General features: G+C 71.3%; 18 protein-coding genes and 1 pseudogene. 9 read left to right on the top strand and 10 right to left on the bottom strand.

Annotation, left to right across the window (positions count from 1 at the left end; translation table 11 throughout):
* Positions 1-43: 43 nt before the first annotated feature.
* Complete coding sequence (locus AB5J53_RS13325) at positions 44-757, bottom strand: ATP-binding protein (protein WP_369245842.1); 714 nt, start codon at positions 755-757, stop codon at positions 44-46.
* Between the two features lie 179 nt (positions 758-936).
* Between AB5J53_RS13325 and AB5J53_RS13320 the strand changes: the two genes are divergently transcribed.
* From AB5J53_RS13320 to AB5J53_RS13310, 3 genes and pseudogenes are all read left to right on the top strand, one after another.
* A complete protein-coding gene (locus AB5J53_RS13320) occupies positions 937-1,797 on the top strand; it encodes a helix-turn-helix transcriptional regulator (protein ID WP_369245841.1) in 861 nt (286 codons plus the stop codon).
* Complete coding sequence (locus tag AB5J53_RS13315) at positions 1,798-2,061, top strand: DUF397 domain-containing protein (RefSeq protein ID WP_189187615.1); 264 nt, start codon at positions 1,798-1,800, stop codon at positions 2,059-2,061.
* 84 nt (positions 2,062-2,145) lie between these two features.
* A pseudogene (locus AB5J53_RS13310) lies at positions 2,146-3,002 on the top strand (SAM-dependent methyltransferase).
* Positions 3,003-3,015: 13 nt separating this feature from the next.
* Here AB5J53_RS13310 and AB5J53_RS13305 read toward each other — a convergent pair.
* Both AB5J53_RS13305 and AB5J53_RS13300 read right to left on the bottom strand, forming a co-directional pair.
* Positions 3,016-3,201, bottom strand: a complete 186-nt coding sequence (locus AB5J53_RS13305) for a hypothetical protein (RefSeq protein WP_369245840.1) — start codon at positions 3,199-3,201, stop codon at positions 3,016-3,018.
* 539 nt (positions 3,202-3,740) lie between these two features.
* Positions 3,741-5,183 carry a PLP-dependent aminotransferase family protein gene (locus tag AB5J53_RS13300; protein ID WP_369245839.1) on the bottom strand — a complete coding sequence of 481 codons (1,443 nt, stop codon included), beginning with the start codon at positions 5,181-5,183 and terminating at the stop codon, positions 3,741-3,743.
* 62 nt (positions 5,184-5,245) lie between these two features.
* Between AB5J53_RS13300 and AB5J53_RS13295 the strand changes: the two genes are divergently transcribed.
* On the top strand, positions 5,246-5,746 hold the full coding sequence (locus tag AB5J53_RS13295; protein ID WP_369252202.1) for a carboxymuconolactone decarboxylase family protein: 501 nt from the start codon (positions 5,246-5,248) through the stop codon (positions 5,744-5,746).
* Positions 5,747-5,815: 69 nt separating this feature from the next.
* On the opposite strand, the gene AB5J53_RS13290 is transcribed toward AB5J53_RS13295, so the two are convergent.
* The 3 genes from AB5J53_RS13290 to AB5J53_RS13280 form a co-directional block, all read right to left on the bottom strand.
* Positions 5,816-7,303 carry a glutamate synthase subunit beta gene (locus AB5J53_RS13290; RefSeq protein ID WP_369245838.1) on the bottom strand — a complete coding sequence of 496 codons (1,488 nt, stop codon included), beginning with the start codon at positions 7,301-7,303 and terminating at the stop codon, positions 5,816-5,818.
* A gap of 217 nt (positions 7,304-7,520) precedes the next feature.
* Positions 7,521-8,000 carry a DUF1772 domain-containing protein gene (locus AB5J53_RS13285; RefSeq protein WP_369245837.1) on the bottom strand — a complete coding sequence of 160 codons (480 nt, stop codon included), beginning with the start codon at positions 7,998-8,000 and terminating at the stop codon, positions 7,521-7,523.
* 302 nt (positions 8,001-8,302) lie between these two features.
* Complete coding sequence (locus tag AB5J53_RS13280; RefSeq protein WP_369245836.1) at positions 8,303-8,995, bottom strand: DUF2293 domain-containing protein; 693 nt, start codon at positions 8,993-8,995, stop codon at positions 8,303-8,305.
* A gap of 165 nt (positions 8,996-9,160) precedes the next feature.
* Between AB5J53_RS13280 and AB5J53_RS13275 the strand changes: the two genes are divergently transcribed.
* The 3 genes from AB5J53_RS13275 to AB5J53_RS13265 all read left to right on the top strand — a co-directional run bounded on the left by AB5J53_RS13275 (position 9,161) and on the right by AB5J53_RS13265 (position 10,831).
* On the top strand, positions 9,161-9,793 hold the full coding sequence (locus tag AB5J53_RS13275; RefSeq protein WP_369245835.1) for a uridine kinase: 633 nt from the start codon (positions 9,161-9,163) through the stop codon (positions 9,791-9,793).
* Between the two features lie 59 nt (positions 9,794-9,852).
* Complete coding sequence (locus tag AB5J53_RS13270) at positions 9,853-10,266, top strand: PPOX class F420-dependent oxidoreductase (protein ID WP_369245834.1); 414 nt, start codon at positions 9,853-9,855, stop codon at positions 10,264-10,266.
* 145 nt (positions 10,267-10,411) lie between these two features.
* Complete coding sequence (locus AB5J53_RS13265) at positions 10,412-10,831, top strand: CBS domain-containing protein (RefSeq protein WP_369245833.1); 420 nt, start codon at positions 10,412-10,414, stop codon at positions 10,829-10,831.
* 102 nt (positions 10,832-10,933) lie between these two features.
* Here AB5J53_RS13265 and corA read toward each other — a convergent pair whose 3' ends face one another.
* Positions 10,934-12,061, bottom strand: coding sequence for a magnesium/cobalt transporter CorA (corA, locus tag AB5J53_RS13260; RefSeq protein WP_369245832.1), 1,128 nt, complete (start codon positions 12,059-12,061; stop codon positions 10,934-10,936).
* Between the two features lie 260 nt (positions 12,062-12,321).
* Here corA and AB5J53_RS13255 point away from each other — a divergent pair, with 260 nt between their 5' ends.
* On the top strand, positions 12,322-13,116 hold the full coding sequence (locus tag AB5J53_RS13255; RefSeq protein WP_369245831.1) for a methyltransferase domain-containing protein: 795 nt from the start codon (positions 12,322-12,324) through the stop codon (positions 13,114-13,116).
* Between the two features lie 500 nt (positions 13,117-13,616).
* Here AB5J53_RS13255 and AB5J53_RS13250 read toward each other — a convergent pair whose 3' ends face one another.
* Together AB5J53_RS13250 and AB5J53_RS13245 are read right to left on the bottom strand one after the other, a co-directional pair.
* Positions 13,617-14,522 carry a carbohydrate kinase family protein gene (locus tag AB5J53_RS13250; protein WP_369245830.1) on the bottom strand — a complete coding sequence of 302 codons (906 nt, stop codon included), beginning with the start codon at positions 14,520-14,522 and terminating at the stop codon, positions 13,617-13,619.
* Positions 14,523-14,560: 38 nt separating this feature from the next.
* A complete protein-coding gene (locus tag AB5J53_RS13245; protein ID WP_369245829.1) occupies positions 14,561-15,466 on the bottom strand; it encodes a pseudouridine-5'-phosphate glycosidase in 906 nt (301 codons plus the stop codon).
* A gap of 97 nt (positions 15,467-15,563) precedes the next feature.
* Here AB5J53_RS13245 and AB5J53_RS13240 point away from each other — a divergent pair, with 97 nt between their 5' ends.
* On the top strand, positions 15,564-15,992 hold the full coding sequence (locus tag AB5J53_RS13240; RefSeq protein WP_369245828.1) for a VOC family protein: 429 nt from the start codon (positions 15,564-15,566) through the stop codon (positions 15,990-15,992).
* Positions 15,993-16,058: 66 nt separating this feature from the next.
* On the opposite strand, the gene fdhA is transcribed toward AB5J53_RS13240, so the two are convergent.
* Complete coding sequence (fdhA, locus tag AB5J53_RS13235; RefSeq protein ID WP_369245827.1) at positions 16,059-17,291, bottom strand: formaldehyde dehydrogenase, glutathione-independent; 1,233 nt, start codon at positions 17,289-17,291, stop codon at positions 16,059-16,061.
* Positions 17,292-17,358: the final 67 nt, after the last annotated feature.

Here is a 17,358-nt window from a genome sequence, read left to right as displayed (position 1 = left end):
AGGCTCAGGACCTGCGCTCCGGGTCCCGCCGCCGGCGTACCCCTCACACCCTCCCCCCATCTCGGCTCCGCGCGATCGGGGGGACCCCCTTGGTCCCCGTTCCCCAGGACGCTTCCGTCCCGGCGCCCCGGCCGTCGGCCGGTGGCTTCTTCGCGCTCCAGCCCAGGTCGCACCGTACTTCGGTGTCCGTCGCGCTCCAGCCCAGGTCCGACCGGGCCTCGGTGTTCGCGTCGGGCCACGTGTCCGTGCCGACGTGGGGCGGCGCTTCGGTGTCCGCCGCGCGCTCCAGCTCCGCCCAGACCAACAGGCCGGGCCCGGTGTCCTGGGCCCCCCAGGCCCTGGACACGGCCGCGACGAGGAGCAATCCCCTCCCGTGCTCCTCCTCGGGCCGCTGCGGCGAGGCGTGCGGCTCACCCGGAGCGCATCCCTCGTCACGTACGGCTATCCGTACGACGTCGTCCCGGTCGTGCAGCTCGCACACGACGCGCTCGCCCGCGGCGTGCACGATCGCGTTGGTGACCAGCTCGGAGATGACGAGGGCCGCCGTGTCGCAGGTGTCCTCGCACACCGCCCAGCCGGACAGCCGGGCATGCGCCAGGCGTCTGGCCCGAGCGACGGATCCCGGGTGTGCGGCCAGCTCGAAGTGGAACCGGCGCTCGGCGGCCGCGCCGGGGCCAAGCCCTGCGGCGGCACGGAGACCGATCCGGTCCTCGGCGGCGTCTGTTCCTAACGGCGCGGACGGAGTCACGCTTGCCACTATCGCCCCGCCGTGAACACTTGGCAAGTGTCACTCTGAAAAATGCAGAGTGCCGTGTGACTCCGTGAGGGCGCGTGGCACACTGCTCGCAACAGCACGGCGAGCGGCGCCAGTTGGGGCGGTCGAAACAGACCCCGAACGGCGCCGCCCGGGCTGTCCGGACTCAGTGGAGGTGGGACGTGAGCGAACCGCGGTCCGCGCCGACGGTCGGCCAGGTCGTCCTCGGCCGGCGCCTGCTGGACCTGCGCGAACGCGCGGGTCTCAAGCGCGAGGAGGCCGCCCGCATCCTGCGTGTCGCGCCCGCCACGGTCCGCCGTATGGAGATGGCCGAGGTCTCCCTCAAAATCCCGTACCTCCAACTGCTGCTGAAGTCCTACGGCGTCAGCGACGAGGAGGCCGAGGCCTTCGTCCAACTGGCCGAGGAGGCCAACAGACCCGGCTGGTGGCAGCGGTTCCACGACATCCTGCCGGACTGGTTCTCGATGCATGTGAGTCTGGAGGGCGCGGCCGCGCTCATCCGCTCCTACGAACCCCACTTCGTGCCCGGACTGATGCAGACCGAGGACTACGCGCGCGGCGTCCTGAAGGCGGGCGCCATCGGCCAGACCAGACCCGAGGACATCGAGCGGCATGTGGCGCTGCGCATGCAACGCCAGGATCTGCTCACTCGTGAGGGCGCACCCCGGATCTGGGCCGTGATGGACGAGACGGCCCTGCGCCGTCCCATCGGCGGTCCCGAGGTGATGCGCGCCCAGATCGACAAGCTTCTCCAGGCCACGAAGCTGCCCAATGTGACGCTGCAGGTGATCCCGTTCTCCTCGGGTCCGCACCCCGGCACGTACGGGCCCTTCGTGCTGTTCCGCTTTGCCATGCCGGAACTCCCGGACATGGTCTACAGCGAGTACCTGACCGGCGCCGTCTACCTGGACGCGCGCTCGGAGGTGGCGACCCACCTCGAGGTCATGGACCGCATGGCGGCTCAGGCCGCTACGGCACATCGCACGAAGGAGATCCTCCGGGATCTCCGCAAGGAGCTGTGAATGGAACGCATCAAGCCGCGGATACGCAATGTGCGCATCTACAACGGAATGCCCGCTCGCGAACTGGGCAACGAGGGCTGGCACAAGCCGTGGAGCGGCGGAAACGGCGGCAACTGCCTGGAGGCGATGAAGCTCGCCGACGGGCGCATCGCGGTCCGCCAGTCGGCGGATCCGGACGGACCCGCCCTCATCTACACACCCGGCGAGATGACCGCGTTCATCCAGGGCGCGAAGGCGGGAGAGGCGGACTTCCTTCTCTCCTGAACCACTTGCGCTCCCTTTTTCCGACTTCCCTGATTTTGGCAGTGACTTGAATACTTACCGCGGCACGGACTTACGGAGACGGTCATGACCGGCCAGCCCCCCATTGAGCCCCCCGTCCCGACCTCCGTCGAGATCGACACGAGCAAGCCGCATACCGCGCGGATGTACGACTGGTATCTCGGCGGCAAGGACAACTACCCAGTCGACGAGGAGATGGGGCGGCAGATGCTCGCCCTCGACCCGAGGGTGCCGGTGATGGCACGGGTCAACCGCGCGCTCATGCAGCGTGCCACCCTCCCCCAGTGCTAAACGCCTGGGGGACCCCCAGGCTGGCCCAGAACGGGGTACGGCAGTTCCTGGACATCGGCACCGGCATCCCGACCGAGCCCAACCTGCACCAGATCGCCCAGCGCGTCGCGCCCGACGCGCGCGTCGTGTACTGCGACAACGACCCGATCGTGCTGGCCCACGCGGCGGCCCTGCTGCGCAGCACGCCCGAGGGGGCGACCGAGTACCTGCAGGCCGACGTGCGGGACCCGGACGCCATCGTCGACGGGGCGAAGAAGGTCCTGGACTTCAGCCGGCCCGTGGCGCTCTCCCTCGTCGCACTGCTGCACTTCGTCTCCGACGAGGACGGCGCGCACGCCCTGGTCGGCCGGCTGCTGTCCGAACTGCCCTCCGGCAGCTACCTGATGATGACCCACGCCACCGCCGACTTCACACCGCAGGAGTCGGCAGCCGCCATCGAGAAGCTCAAGGCGGCCGGCGTCACACTGGCGCTGCGCTCCCGAGAGGAGTTCGCCCGCTTCTTCGACGGCCTCGACCTGGTCGAGCCGGGTGTCGAGGTGCCGCATCAGTGGCGCCCCGAGCTGGGCGAGCCGGTTCCCGGGCAGGACGACGGGGTCATTCCCGGGTACGGGGCGGTGGGTCGCAAGTGCTGACCGGCCGGGACGGTCAGAGCCACGACCACATGCGCCGTGGGGCGTCCACCGGACGGCTCACGGCCACCACCGGGAACGGCGGCTGCTCCGCGCGACCCGGGCCGAGGCTCAGCCCGTAGTAGATCCGCTCGATCGACGGCGGTCCGACCGCGAGATTGCGCCGGACCGCCCCCGGCGGCGACGCCCTCCCGGTACGCACGAGATACGCCGCCGCCATCGCCCCGTACGCCCGACTCCCGCGCCGCGGTGCACGAACACCGGCGCCGACGCCTCGCCGACCACAGCGAGGAAGCGCTCCACCTGGCGGGACGTCGGCGTCTGCCCGTCACGGAACCCTGGGTGTCCTCCTGCGGAGACGAGGACCGTACGACGAGGGGGCGCGTGCCGCCGTGCGAGAGCTCGTGCCAGGCGCGGCGGAGGGCCTCGGGATCACCGACGTCCTCGTAGGGGACCACGCACCCGGCAAGCACCGGCAGCCCGGCGCGTGCCGCCCGCGCGAGACGCGCGGCCTTGGAGCCTGCGAGTCGGGGCAGCGCGGCCGGGGGATGCGCGGGGGTGGCCCTGCGCCTGACGACGGGACGAAGGATGGGGGCGGGTCCTCGCCACGCCCGTTTCACGGCCGCGTCGACAACACGCCTCCTGTCCTCAGTGGTCCCACCGCTGTTGCGTCGCATGTCGGCCGGCGGTCACTTTCCGGCCAGTGACGGGCGATGACGACACTCGACGAACGTCGGATGGTCAGCCCGGTGGCAGCACCCCGCACAACGCGTCGAGAGCCGCCCCGTAGGCATGCTCCGCGGGCGTCGCATAGCCGACCACCAGCCCGTCCGGCGCGGCCGTCACCGCCGCAGGGTGCCGGAACTCGGCGAGACCGTCGAGCGCGACGCCCTGCCAGACGGCGGCCTTCACCGTCGACCGCTCGGTCCCGGGCGGCAGCCGCAGCACCGCGTGCAGCCCGGCCGCGATCCCGGTGACCTCGATGTGCGGCGCCCGCGCGGCGAGCGCGGCGACGAGCCGGTCCCGCCGCCCCCGGTACCGCTGCCGCATGCGCCGCACGTGGCGGTCGTACGACCCGGAGACGAGGAAGTCCGCGAGGGTCAGCTGGTCCAACACACTGGCCCAAGCCTCCCGTTCGCCCTTGACGGCGAGTACGGCATCGACGTACCGCTCCGGAAGGGCCATCCAGCCCAGCCGCAGTGCGGGCGACAGGCTCTTGCTGACCGAGCCGATGTGGATGACCCGTTCGGGGTCCAGGCCCTGTACGGCGCCGACGGGCTTGCGGTCGTAGCGGAACTCCCCGTCGTAGTCGTCCTCCAGAATCACCCCGCCACGCGCGCGTGCCCAGTCGATCACCGCGGCCCGCCGCTCGGGATGCAGCGGACCTCCGGTCGGGAACTGGTGGGCGGGCGTGAGCAGTACGCCCCACTCCCGGCCCAACTCGGCCACCTGAGCGCCGTCTTCGTCCACGGGCAGCGGCACGGTCCGCACGGACGCGGCGGCCAGCAGCTCGCGGTGGAAGCCGAGGCCGTACGACTCGACAGCCAGCGGGCCCCGCAGGACGGCGGGGAAGAGCAGCCGCAAGGCATGCGCGAAGCCGGAGCAGATCACGATCCGGCCGGGCTCCGTGCGTACGCCACGCGCGCGTGCCAGATACTCGGCGAGCGCCTCGCGCAGTTCGATCCGCCCCGCCGGATCGCCCGGCCCGAAGGCCTCGTTGGGCGCCTGCTGGAGGGCCCGGCGGTACGACGTGAGCCAGGCGGCGCGCGGGAACGAGGACGCGTCCGGGGTGCCCTGCCGCAGGTCGTGCCGGGGTCCACGCGCGCGTGGAGGTGCCTTCTTGGGTACGCGCGCGGGGGCGCCCGGCGGTGCGGCCCTCCCCAACTGCCTTGAGGGCGTGGACGGTACCCCCATGGCCACCCGCGTGCCCGAGCCCTGCCGGGCGGTCAGCCAGCCCTCGGCGACGAGTTCGGCGTACGCGTCGGCGACGGTGTTGCGCGCGACGCCCAGGTCGGCTGCGAGCGAGCGGTACGGCGGCAGTCGGGTGCCCGGCGCGAGCCTGCCGCTGCGTACGGCCTCGCGCAGCGCGCGGATCAGCGCGGCTCGCCGCCCGCCCGAACCCGACAGCTCCAAGTGCAGGTCGGCGCCGATGCGCTCCGCGTAATTGACCCATGATTCCGCCACAGAAATGCACCCTACAGCCGGTCTTTCAGGCCCGTAGATTCATGGGCATGACGACGAACACGATGCACACGACGGCCGGCACCACTGTTGTTCCGGGCGTGGCGGCCGTGGCCGAAAACCCTCGCCTCGACTTCGCGAAGTCCGCGCCGAAGGTCTTCCGGGCCCTCATCGGCTTCGACGCGGCGGCCCGCGAGGGGCTCGACCCGGCCCTCGTCGAACTGATCCAGATCCGCGCCTCGCACCTCAACCACTGCGCGTACTGCCTCCACATGCACACCAACGACGCCCGCAAGGCCGGCGAGAGCGAGGACCGGCTGCACATGGTCGCGGTGTGGCGCGAGGCCCGGCACTTCTTCACGCCCCGGGAGCAGGCGGCCCTCGCGCTGACGGAGGCGGTCACGCGCGTCGCCGACGCGGGCGTGCCCGACGATGTGTACGCACAGGCCGCCGCGGTCTTCGACGACCAGGAACTGGCCCACGTCCTGGCCCTGATCTTCACGATCAACACATGGAACCGGGTGGCGCTGTCGACGGCGAAGACGGCGGGCACGGACGAACGCTGAACCGATGGGGCCTGCGTTCCGCCGGTGCCGAACCGGGCCGCGATCGGTGGCCATTCGGTAGCGGGATTCCTACACCTTCATGGGGCGGTCGTACGGCCCGATCGGCGCCGGAAGCCGCGACGCCCCGGTCAGCGCGCGATCCACCGCGGCAGCGGCGGCGCGGCCCTCGGCGATGGCCCAGACGATGAGGGACTGGCCGCGGGCCGCGTCCCCGGCGGCGTACACCCCGGGGACGTTGGTCGTGAAGTCCGCGTCGCGGGCGATCGTGCCGCGCGGGTCGAGGGCGAGGCCGAGCTGGTCGATCAGGCCGTCGTGCCGGTCGGGGCCGGAGAAGCCGAGGGCGAGCAGCACGAGGTCGGCGGGGAGGGTCCGGCCCGAGCCGGGGACCGGGCGGCGCCGCTCGTCGACCTCGACGAGGTGCAGCGAGCGCACATGCCCGTCCGCGTCCCCGGTGAAGCGGAGCGTGGACGCCGCGAACAGCCGGGCGTCCGCGTCCGCCGCGGGCGCCGTCCCCAGCACGCCGGCCTCCTCGTGCGCGGCCGAGAGCCGGTAGATCTTCGGATACGTCGGCCACGGTTCGACGTCCTCGTCGCGCTGCGCCTCCGGCTGGGCATAGATGTCCAGCTGGGTCACGGACGCCGCGCGCTCCCGTACGGCCGTCCCCAGACAGTCGGCGCCGGTGTCACCGCCGCCGACGATGACGACGTGCTTGCCGGCCGCGGACAGCGGCGAGACCTCCAGATCCCCCTCGCACACCCGGTCGGCCAGCGGCAGATATTCCATCGCCTGATGGATGCCGGCCAACTCCCTCCCGGGTACGTCGAGTTCACGCCATGCTGTGGCGCCTATGGCGAGTATGACCGCGTCGTAGCGTGCTTTGAGGTCGGCGGCGCGGATGTCCGTGCCGATCGCCGTCGACGTACGGAACTTCGTTCCCTCCGCCCGCATTTGCTCGAGCCGCCGGTCCAGGTGCCGCTTCTCCATCTTGAACGCGGGGATCCCGTACCGCAGCAGCCCGCCGATCCGGTCGGCCCGCTCGTACACCGCGACGGTGTGCCCGGCCCGCGTCAGCTGCTGCGCCGCGGCGAGCCCGGTGGGCCCGGAACCGATCACCGCGACGGTCCGTCCGGAGAGCCGGTCCGGTGGACGCGGTGGCGTGAAACCGTCCTCCCAGGCGCGGTCGGCGATGGCCACCTCGACGTTCTTGATGGTGACGGCGGGCTGGTTGATCGCGAGCACACAGCCCGCCTCGCAGGGCGCGGGACACAACCGTCCGGTGAACTCGGGGAAGTTGTTCGTGGCGTGCAGCCGGTCGCTCGCCGCCCGCCAGTCGTCCCGCGAGACGAGGTCGTTCCACTCGGGGATCAGATTGCCCAGTGGACAGGCTTCGTGGCAGAAGGGGATGCCGCAGTCCATGCAGCGGTCGGCCTGTCTGTTGATGATCGGCAGCAGCGCCCCGGGGACGTACACCTCGTTCCAGTCCCGTACGCGTTCCTCGACGGGCCGGCGCGGGTACTCCTCGCGCGGTGTGGTCATGAATCCCTTGGGATCGGCCATGGCCGTCTCCCTTGCGTACGCGACGGGCACGGGGCCGCGCGGCCGTCGGACGTCATCGGCCCGCGGCCGTCGGGCGACACTCCTTTCCCGCCACGATACGTCGCCTCCGTGGGCGTCGCCGCTCAGGTGAGGGGTCGCTTCCGCTGGGCTTGCTCATCGCGCACGCCCCGCTCGGGTGAGGGCGAGCGAGTGCCTCAGGTGAGGGCGAACACACACTTCAGGTGAGGGCGAGTGTGTACGAGATCGCCGCGGCGGCCGACGCGACCGTGCGGACGTGGTTCCACGTCGTCCACTGGCGCACGTACGTACGCCAGTACATGGCGGTCTCCGACGCCCCCGGGTCCATCTTGAGCAGCGCTTCGTTGCGCGGCACGTTGGCGACGACCGTCACCCCGAACGACCCGAACAGATACAGTGCGCTACCCAGCAGCAGCTCCACCGTCCCGTCGTCCGGCAACAGCACGAACGTCACCACGGCGAGCACCGCGCACAGCCCCGCCGAGCCGATGAAGACCAGCATGAACGCCGGGCGCAACGCGGCGACATTGATCGCGTTCATCGCGGCGACCCCCTGTGCGGGCGGCAGCTCGGCGAGCCCCCTCATCACGAACGTCGAGAACCCGCAGAACACCCCGGCCACCAACCCGCAGCCGAGCACGCCCAGCAACGTCAGCACGAAATACGGCCCATCGATCATGACAACTCCCGCATCGTTCCCCGAGGTCAAAGATCCTGCACGGCGCCCTGCCGTCACCACAAGTGAAATCCCGTACGGGGACAGTGACCATGGTCAAGGGCCGCGGGCGCATACGCGAGAGTCCAGGCGGGGGCGTGGGGGTGGAGCCGACCCCGGCGTGGCCGGGGCGATGCTGACCTGATGTGATCGGGCGATGCGGACCGCGGCGTGGCGCGGCGATGCCGATCCGGCAGGCCGGCGGGGTCGGCGCCGTCAGCGCGACTGGCGCGGTCGGCGCGGCCGAAGCGGGCGACGGCGCCCGGTCACGTCGGCGCAGGCCCGGCGTGCCATCCCCGCAGTGTGGCGTCCACCGCCCCGGCGATCCTCCGCCGTGCCTCATGCCGCGGCACACCGCTCATCAGCAGCTGGTCGTACGGAGTGTCCGTGTGCCGTACGGCGGCACGGACCGCCGCCGTCACCGCGGCCTCGGACAGCGCGCGGCCCGCCGCACTGCGCCCGACCCGCCCGCTGCCGCGCACCGAGGCGTGCGCGGCGATCGCCCGCGCCCGGTCGGCCGGGCAACCGGGAAACAGCCGGCGTATCTCCCGCGCGAACGCGTCCGTGAACCGCAGATCCTCCGCCTCCCGCCGCCGCGCGTCCCGCACCCGGCGGCGCCGGCGCGCCTCCGCGTCCGCCAGGCACCACTCCTCGGCCCGGGCGAGCGCCGCCTCCTCGACGAGAACGCCCTGCCGCTCGTACCGGCTCCGCCGCCGGTTGAACCGCACCACCACCGCCGACAGCGCACTGCCCTCCCGCGACCTCCGCGTCAGCGCCGTGTCACCGCGCGACAGGAACACCAGATGCCCCAGATCCGCGCAGTCCAGACACCGCGGCAATCCCTCCTCCAGCACCAGCAGCGCCAGCGGCCCGGTCCGGCACTCGGCACAGTGCCGCTTCTTGAGTGGCTGGATGACAAGAAGTCCGGTGCGATGCGGGGGAGTTGCGATCGGTGCCATACGCGGTTCATTCCCCCGTCCGCCCCGGGATCTACGCCGCCGGTGAGCCGCGCGCGTCAGCCGTCGGCGGGAGCCGTCCTCCGGTGCAGCCGGAGGCGAACCTCCTGAGCGCCTCGCGCCCGCCACCCCCACGAGAACGCCTCCTGATCGCGGCATCATGGGCCTGTGCGACTCGAAGCGATCACCTGGGAACGACTCGGAGACCTCCTCGCCGAGCGGCTGCTCGACCTGAAACCGGACGACGGCAGCCCCTGGCCGCGCATCGCCTTCGACGGAGCCGCGGCCGCCCGCCCCGGCGACCTCGCGCACCGCGTGTCCGAGGCGCTGCGCATACGCGGCCGGTCCTCGCTCGTGGTCGGTGCGGAGGGCTTCCTGCGTCCCGCGTCGCTCCGGCTCGAGTACGGCCGCCAGGACGTCGAGGCCTATTACGACGGCTGGGTCGACACCGGCGCCCTCTGGCGCGAGGTCTTCGGTCCCCTCGAAGTGGGCGGCAACGGCCGCGTCCTGCCCGACCTCTGGGACCCGGTCACCGACCGTGCCACCCGCAGCCCTTACGTCCAACTGCCACCCTGCGGTCTCCTGTTGCTGCACGGCCCCCTCCTTCTGCGCCACTGGTTCCCCTTCGACCTCAGCGTCCACGTGCTCCTGTCCCCGAGCGCCCTCCGCCGCCGTACCCCCGAGGCCGAGCACTGGACGCTCCCCGCTTTCGAGCGCTACGAGACCGAGGTGGACCCAGGCGGTACGGCCGACGTCCTGGTGCGTGCCGACGATCCGCGCCACCCGGCGTGGAGCGGCTGATCGAAAGTGCCGATCCCTCAGGGCTTTTATATGCACGTGCATGTAGTTAGTCTGAGTCCATGACGCTCTCCGCCGGCAACCCGGCCACCTTCGACGACTCGGTCCGCGCCCTCCTCGACGGCAAGAACTTCGCCAGCGTCGCCACCCTCGGTCCCGGCGGCGCTCCCCAGAACTCGGTGGTCTGGATCAAGCGCGAGGGCGACACCGTCCTCTTCTCCTCGACCGCCGGACGCCAGAAGGTGCGCAACCTCCAGCGGGACCCCCGCATCAGCCTCTCGGTCTTCGACCTCGCCAACCCCTACACCTCGGTCGAGATCCGTGGCACCGCCGAGATCCTCCCGGACGACGCCAAGCGCCTCCCGTACGAGCTCTCGCACAAGTACCTCGGTATCGACCCTCCGGCGGAGAAGGACGACGAGGTCCGCGTGATCATCCGCGTCGTCCCGCAGAAGATCGTCGGATTCTCGGCCTGACCCCGGGCGGGCCGACGCGGCGGGCAACCTTCGGTAACCGCGGACTTCCGGGTGCGCATCCCTGGGGACACGGCAAGAATGTAGGGCGCCGGGACTAGCGGTGTGTTCCGCGCCGCGCCGGCCGTCCGGCACCGGGAGGTACTTCATGACCACCGCCGGAGAAATCATGCACCGTGGTGCCCAGTGGATTCCCGCCCACGAGACCCTGGACCGCGCCGCCCAGCTGATGCGCGAGCTCAACGTGGGCGCCCTGCCCATCAGTGACGAGAACGAACGACTCTGCGGCATCCTCACGGACCGCGACATCGTCGTCGGCTGTGTGGCCATGGGCCACGACCCGGCGCGAGTCACCGCGGGTGAGATGGCCCAGGGCACACCGCGCTGGATCGAATCGGGCGCCGATGTCGGCGAGGTGCTCCAGGAGATGAAGGGGCACCAGATCCGTCGGCTTCCCGTGATTGAGAACAAGCGACTGGTCGGCATGATCAGCGAGGCCGACCTGGCCCGGCACCTGACGGACGAACAGCTCGCCGCCTGGGTCGAGAGCGTCTACGCCAGGAGCTGACCCGGCTCGTCCCACCTACCCCTCTCGATCTGCCTGTTCCCACTTTCCAGCCGTTCACTGGTGCGCGCTCTCGTCCGGCCGGCCGTGCCGGGCGAGGGCGTGTCAGAGCCAGCCGTTGCGCCTGAATCCCCGGTACAGGACGAGGCAGGCGGCGGATATCACGCCTATGACGAGGGGGTAGCCGAACCTCCAGTGCAGCTCCGGCATGTTGTCGAAGTTCATGCCGTACACCCCGCAGACCATCGTCGGGACGGCGATGACCGCCGCCCATGCCGTGATCTTCCGCATGTCCTCGTTCTGCGCCACCGTCACCTGTGCGAGGTGCGCCTGCAGGATCGAGTTGAGCAGCTCGTCGAAGGCGGCGATCTGCTCGGTGACGCGCAGCAGATGGTCCGAGACGTCTCGGAAGTAGGCCTGTATCTCCGGGTCGACCACCCGTATCGGCCGGGTGGAGAGCTCCTGGACCGGGCGGGCGAGCGGGACCACGGCCCGCTTCAGTTCGAGGAGTTCACGCTTGAGCTGGTAGATGCGTCCGGCGTCCGTCCGTGCGCCGTTCTCCGCGAACACATCGGCCTCGACCTGGTCGATGTCCGCCTGGACCGAGTCCGTGACATGCACATAGTCGTCGACCACATGGTCCGCGATCGCGTGCAGTACCGCGGCCGGTCCCTTGGAGAGTTGCTGCTGGTCGGCCTCCAGCTCCTCGCGCAGCGGGCCCAGGGAACCGTGCCGTCCGTGCCGCACGGTGATGACGAAGTCGGGACCGACGAAGACCATGATCTCGCCGGTGTTCACCACCTCGCTGGTCGCCGTCAGTTCCTTGTGCTCGACGTAGCAGACCGTCTTGAACACCGCGAACAGCGTCTCGCCGTACCGCTCCAGCTTCGGGCGCTGATGCGCCTCCACCGCGTCCTCCACGGCCAGCGGGTGCAGGTCGAAGAGCTCGGCGACGCCGGCGAACTCGCGGTCCGTCGGCTCGTGCAGTCCGAGCCAGACGAATCCCTCGTCGCTCTTGCGGATCCGCTCCACGGTGTCGACCAGATCCCGGCCGCCCGGGACGCGGGCACCGTCCTGGTACGCCACGCAGTTGACCACCGCGGAGCCCAGCGGAGACCGGGCGGGGTGACTCAGGTCGACACGGGCGCGCCGCCGCGTCAGCCGCGCCACCCTGCGGAGGCCGTCGACCGCGCCGAGGGCCGTGACCTTCCGCAGATTCCCTGCCATGGACATCTGGATCTCCTTGCGTGGATCCCCTCGCGCCGCACTTTGCGCCTTGGCGTGCCAGTCTGCCAGGCCTGATCGAGCGCCGGAAAAGCCTGTGGGAACGGAATATTCCGTTCCGACTGTGCGTTTGGGCGCACGCGATGTCCGCCCGAGTGCGCAGGCTGCGCTCGCCCGATCGCGCAGGCGGTGCTCGCCCGATCGCGCGGGTGACGACAACGGGAGCGTCGGCGATTCCGGACAAGCCGGTCAACTGGGATGATCGCCCTATGACGCGAACCGACGGGTATCTCCTCGACAACCAGCAGAACGAGGCGGGACAGCGCTTCGACGCCTTCGCCACTCTCTTCGACCCCACGACATTCCGGCACATCGAGCGCTTCGGCATCGGCTCCGGCTGGCGCTGCTGGGAGGTCGGCGCGGGCGGTACGTCCGTGGTGTCCTGGCTCGCCAAGAAGGTCGGCCCGACCGGGCGGGTCATCGCGACCGACATCGACACCTCCTGGGCGGCCTCCGCCGCCCGCCCGCCGGTCGAGGTCCGAGTCCACGACGTGGGCGCCGAGGAACCGCCGGGAGAGGGCTTCGACCTCGTGCACGCACGGCTCGTGCTGGTCCATGTGCCGGATCGGGAGCGGGCGTTGCGGTCGATGGTCAAGGCCCTGCGGCCCGGCGGCCGGCTCCTCGTCGAGGACGCCGACCCCGCGCTGCAGCCCCTGCTCTGCCCCGACGAGCACGGCCCCGAGCAACAGCTCGCGAATCGGCTGCGCAACGGCTTCCGCAGCCTGCTCGCGGACCGCGGCGCCGACCTCGCGTACGGCCGCAAACTTCCGCGCCTGCTCCGCGAGGTGGGGTTGAGCGGCGTGGAGGCCGACGCGTACTTCCCCGTCACCTCGCCCGCCTGCGCCGCTCTGGAGTCCGCGACGATCCGCCAGATCCGCGACCAGCTCGTCACCGCGGGCTTGGCCACCCACCAGGACATCGACCGCCACCTGGCCAATGTCGCCTCCGACTCCATGGACCTGGCGACGGCACCCATGATCTCGGCTTGGGGCCGCAAGCGGTAGACGGGGAGGGGAGTTGGCGGGGCGCCTCGGGTATGGCCGTCCACCTGGGTGTCGGCCCAGCGGTTGGTGGCGCCGGGCCGCGCCGGCCCGCCGGCCCAGCGGTTGCGGTCGGCGTCGTGGCCGCCGCGTCGGCCTCGCCGGCCCGCTTGCGTGAGCGCTGGCGGCTGGCCGACGGCTGGTCGGCGCCGCCGGGCACGGTGCCGGTCGGCTTCGCCTGCCTGCCTGCCCGTCTGCCCGTCTGCCCGTCTGGCGGCGTGACGGCTCTGTGCGGCGGCGGTGTCATCCCACGGGTGTGTCGCCCCTACCTGGTCGGCTTCGCCCGCCCGCGTGTCACCTCTGTGCGGCGGCGCTGTCAACCCGCCTGCGTGCCGCCCACCCGGTCGGCTTCGTATGCCCGCAGGCATGACGGCTCTACGCCGTGGCGCCGTCAGCCCACCTGTGTATCGGTCCTACGAGCCGGCGTCGTCGACCTCACCTGATGTGCCCCGGTCCGGCCGGCGTCAGACGCCCACCGGCGGCCTCCCCCCGACCCGCTCCACCGCCATCGCGCCCGCCCCGCACCCCTCGGCCGCCGCCTCCTCGGGTTCCGCGCCCGCGAGCAAGGCGGCCAGGAACGCTCCGGTGAAGGCGTCGCCGGCGCCTGTGGTGTCGCGGGGCGTGGCGGGCACGGCCGGGACATGGGCCCTGACGGTCCCGGAGCGGGCCACCAGGGCCCCGTCACCGCCCTGCTTGGCGACGACCAGGGGGACGTGGCGGCTCAACTTGGCCGCCGCGTCCGCGGGATCGGGCAGCCCGGTCAGCAGGTACGCCTCGTCACGGCTGGGCAGCAGGATGTCGACGCCCTCGGCGAGCTCGAGGAATCGGTCCACACCCAGCTCGGTGAGGAACCCCGCCGACGCCGGATCCAGGCTCACCGGCACGCCACGCGCGCGTGCCGACTCCAGTGCCACCGACACCAGCGCCCGGCTCGGCTCGGAGAAGAACAAGTAGCCCGACAGATGCAGCCGCGCGACACCGTCGAGCAGCGCGGGCGACCAGTCGCCGGGGTCGAGCCGCAGGGAGGCCCCGCTGTCCGTGAGGAACGTGCGCTCCGCCGAAGCGCCCGTGTCCACCAGGCAGATCACCGTCCCGGTCGGCGCCTGCGGATCAACGACGAGAAGGGGACGTACGCCGCAGGCCGCGAGCTCACGCTCGTGCCACCCGGCCGCGTCCGCGCCCACCCGGCCGAGAAGCCGTACGTCCGAGCAGCCCCAGTGCGCTGCCCAGCACGCGACGTTGGCGCCCGCGCCGCCCGGCAGCATGCGGATCGCGGCGGCCGTGTCGGTGCCCGCCGCGAGCGGTCGGCGATGCCGGGCGACGATGTCCGTGACCACGTCCCCGACGACGAGCAGAGCGCCCGCAGGCACCCCCGTACCCCGCCCGGCACCCCCGCGATCCGTTCCGCTCACGCCCTGGCCCAGGCCGCCGCGATACGCCCCGCGAGCCGTACGTTGCCGCGCACCGCCGCCAGGTTGGCGCTCAGCGAGGCGCCGTCGGTGTGCCGCACCAGATAGTCGAGCAGGAACGGCGTCACGGCCTGCCCGGTCACGCCCTCCGCCTCGCACGCGTGCAGCGCGTCGGCGAGCACGCGCGCGTGGAGCGCGGGATCGAGCTGCTCCTCCTCAGGGACGGGGTTCGCGACGATGAGCGCCGATTCGGGAGCGTCCAGCGCGTCCTGCGCCCGCATGACATCCGCCACCCGCTCGGGGGAGTCCAGCGTCCAGTCCACCGGATACCCCGAGTCCGACAGATAGAAGCCGGGAAAGCGCTCCGTGCCGTACCCCGCCACCGCCACGCCGAGTGTCTCCAGGCGCTGCAGCGTCGCGGGCACGTCCAGGATCGACTTCACGCCCGCGCAGACCACGGTGATCCGGGTGCGCGCCAGCAGACCCAGGTCGGCCGACTCGTCCTGCGTCACCGTCCACTCCCGGTGCACCCCGCCGAGCCCGCCCGTCGCGAACACCCGTACGCCCGCGCGGGCGGCCAGCAGCGCCGTCGCGGACACGGTCGTCGCCCCGCTCGCACCAGACGCCACCGCCAGCGGCAGATCGCGGTGACCCAGCTTGCGGATCCCGTCCTCGTTCGCGACCCGTTCCAGCTGCTCCTTGTCCAGACCGACATGGGGCCGCCCGTCGAGCACGGCGATCGTCGCGGGGACGGCGCCCTCCCGTCGTACGACCTCCTCCAGCTCCAGCGCGACCTGCAGATTGCGCGGGCGGGGCAGCCCGTGCGCGATGATCGTCGACTCCAGGGCTACCACCGGCCGGCGCGCGTCGAGCGCCTCCCGCACCTCTTCGGACACCACGATCACGCGTCTGCCTCCTGTCGGTCGTCTTTCCTCATCTCTGGCGGGCGGCGCGCCTGGTCAAACCCTTGCGACCTGCGGCGTACGACACCAGCCTGGGGGCATGACGGACAACTCGACGCGTCTCGACCATGTCGTCCTGTGGGTGCGCGATCCGGTCGCCTCGGCCGACTTCTACGAGAAGGCGGTGGGCCTGGAGCCTCTGAGGGTCACGGAATTCGCCGCCGGAAAGGCGTCGTTCCCCTCAGTACGCCTCAATGAAGAGACCATTTTCGACCTCGCACCCCTCCCTCTGGCGGAGTACATGAACGTGGTCCCCGGAGGCGCCGACAGCGCCGGGCACCCGGTCAACCACGTATGCCTGTCCCTCAGTGGGCCTGATTTCGAAGCGCTACGGGCACGTCTGGAGGAGCGGTCCGTCCCCCTCTCAGGTTTCTCGTACGACTCCTACGGCGCCCGTGGGATGGCCAAGCGCAGCTTCTACTTCCGCGACCCGGACGGAAACGTCTTCGAGGCACGGCACTACGAGTGACCCTCTGCTCGGAGAAGGGGTGCTCCCACGCGTGCGGGAGCACCCCTCCGGGAGACAGGCGCGAGGTCAGACAGGCCGCACGCCCTCCAGCGCCCCATGCGGATCGAGTACGTACTTGCGGCTGGCGCCCTGGTCGAACTCGGCGTAGCCGCGCGGTGCGTCCTCCAGGCCGATCACGGTCGCGTTGACCGCCTTGGCGATGTGCACGCGCTCGTGCAGGATCGCCTTCATCAGCCCCCGGTGGTACCGCATCACCGGGCACTGGCCCGTGGTGAAGTGATGGCTCTTCGCCCACCCCAGACCGAGCCGCACCTTCAGCGTCCCGGTCCGCGCGTCCTGGTCGATCCCGCCGGGGTCGTCCGTGACGTACAGCCCTGGGATGCCCAGGGCGCCGCCCGCGCGCGTGATGCCCATCAGCGAGTTGAGGACGGTCGCGGGTGCCTCCTGGGCGTTCGGGCCGTGGGCCCGGGCCTCGAAGCCGACCGCGTCGACGGCCGCGTCGACCTCGGGTTCACCGAGGATCTGCGCGATCTGGTCCTCCACGCTGCCACGTGAGATGTCGACGGTCTCGCAGCCGAAACTCCTTGCCTGGGCCAGGCGTTCGGCGTTGAGATCCCCGACGATGACGACGGCGGCCCCAAGGAGCTGCGCCGACGCGGCGGCGGCCAGACCGACCGGGCCCGCTCCGGCGACGTACACCGTCGAACCGACCCCGGCGCCCGCGGTGACCGCACCGTGGAAGCCGGTCGGGAAGATGTCCGACAGCATGGTCAGGTCCAGGAGCTTCTCGCGCGCCTGGTCGCGGTCGGGGAACTTCAACAAGTTGAAGTCCGCGTACGGGACCATGGCGTACTCGGCCTGACCGCCGACCCAGCCGCCCATGTCGACATAGCCATAGGCCGCCCCGGGACGTGCCGGGTTCACGTTCAGGCAGATACCGGTCTTCCGTTCCTTGCAGTTACGACACCGCCCGCAGGCGATGTTGAACGGCACCGAGACGATGTCCCCGACCTCGATGAACTCGACGTCCGGGCCGCGTTCCAGTACCTCTCCGGTGATTTCGTGGCCGAGGACCAGCCCCTCGGGCGCGGTCGTACGGCCGCGCACCATGTGCTGGTCACTTCCGCAGATGTTGCTGGCGAGCACCTTGAGAATGACCCCGTGCCGGCACTTGCGACCGACGTTCTCGGGGGCCACTCCCGGCCCGTCCTGCAGTTCAAGCGTCGGATGGTCGATGGTCCTGACCTCCACCGCACCCGGCTTGAGATACGCGACTGCCCTGTTTCCGCTTCCGCTCATGCGTGATCGCCGTCCCTTCGGCTCCGTGACTTCGGATGCCAGCGGCTGTGCGCAGGGCGGAGTCTGC

This window comes from Streptomyces sp. R41 (genome assembly GCF_041053055.1).
Classification (GTDB): Bacteria; Actinomycetota; Actinomycetes; order Streptomycetales; family Streptomycetaceae; genus Streptomyces.
This window is presented reverse-complemented; position numbering and strand designations above follow the sequence as displayed.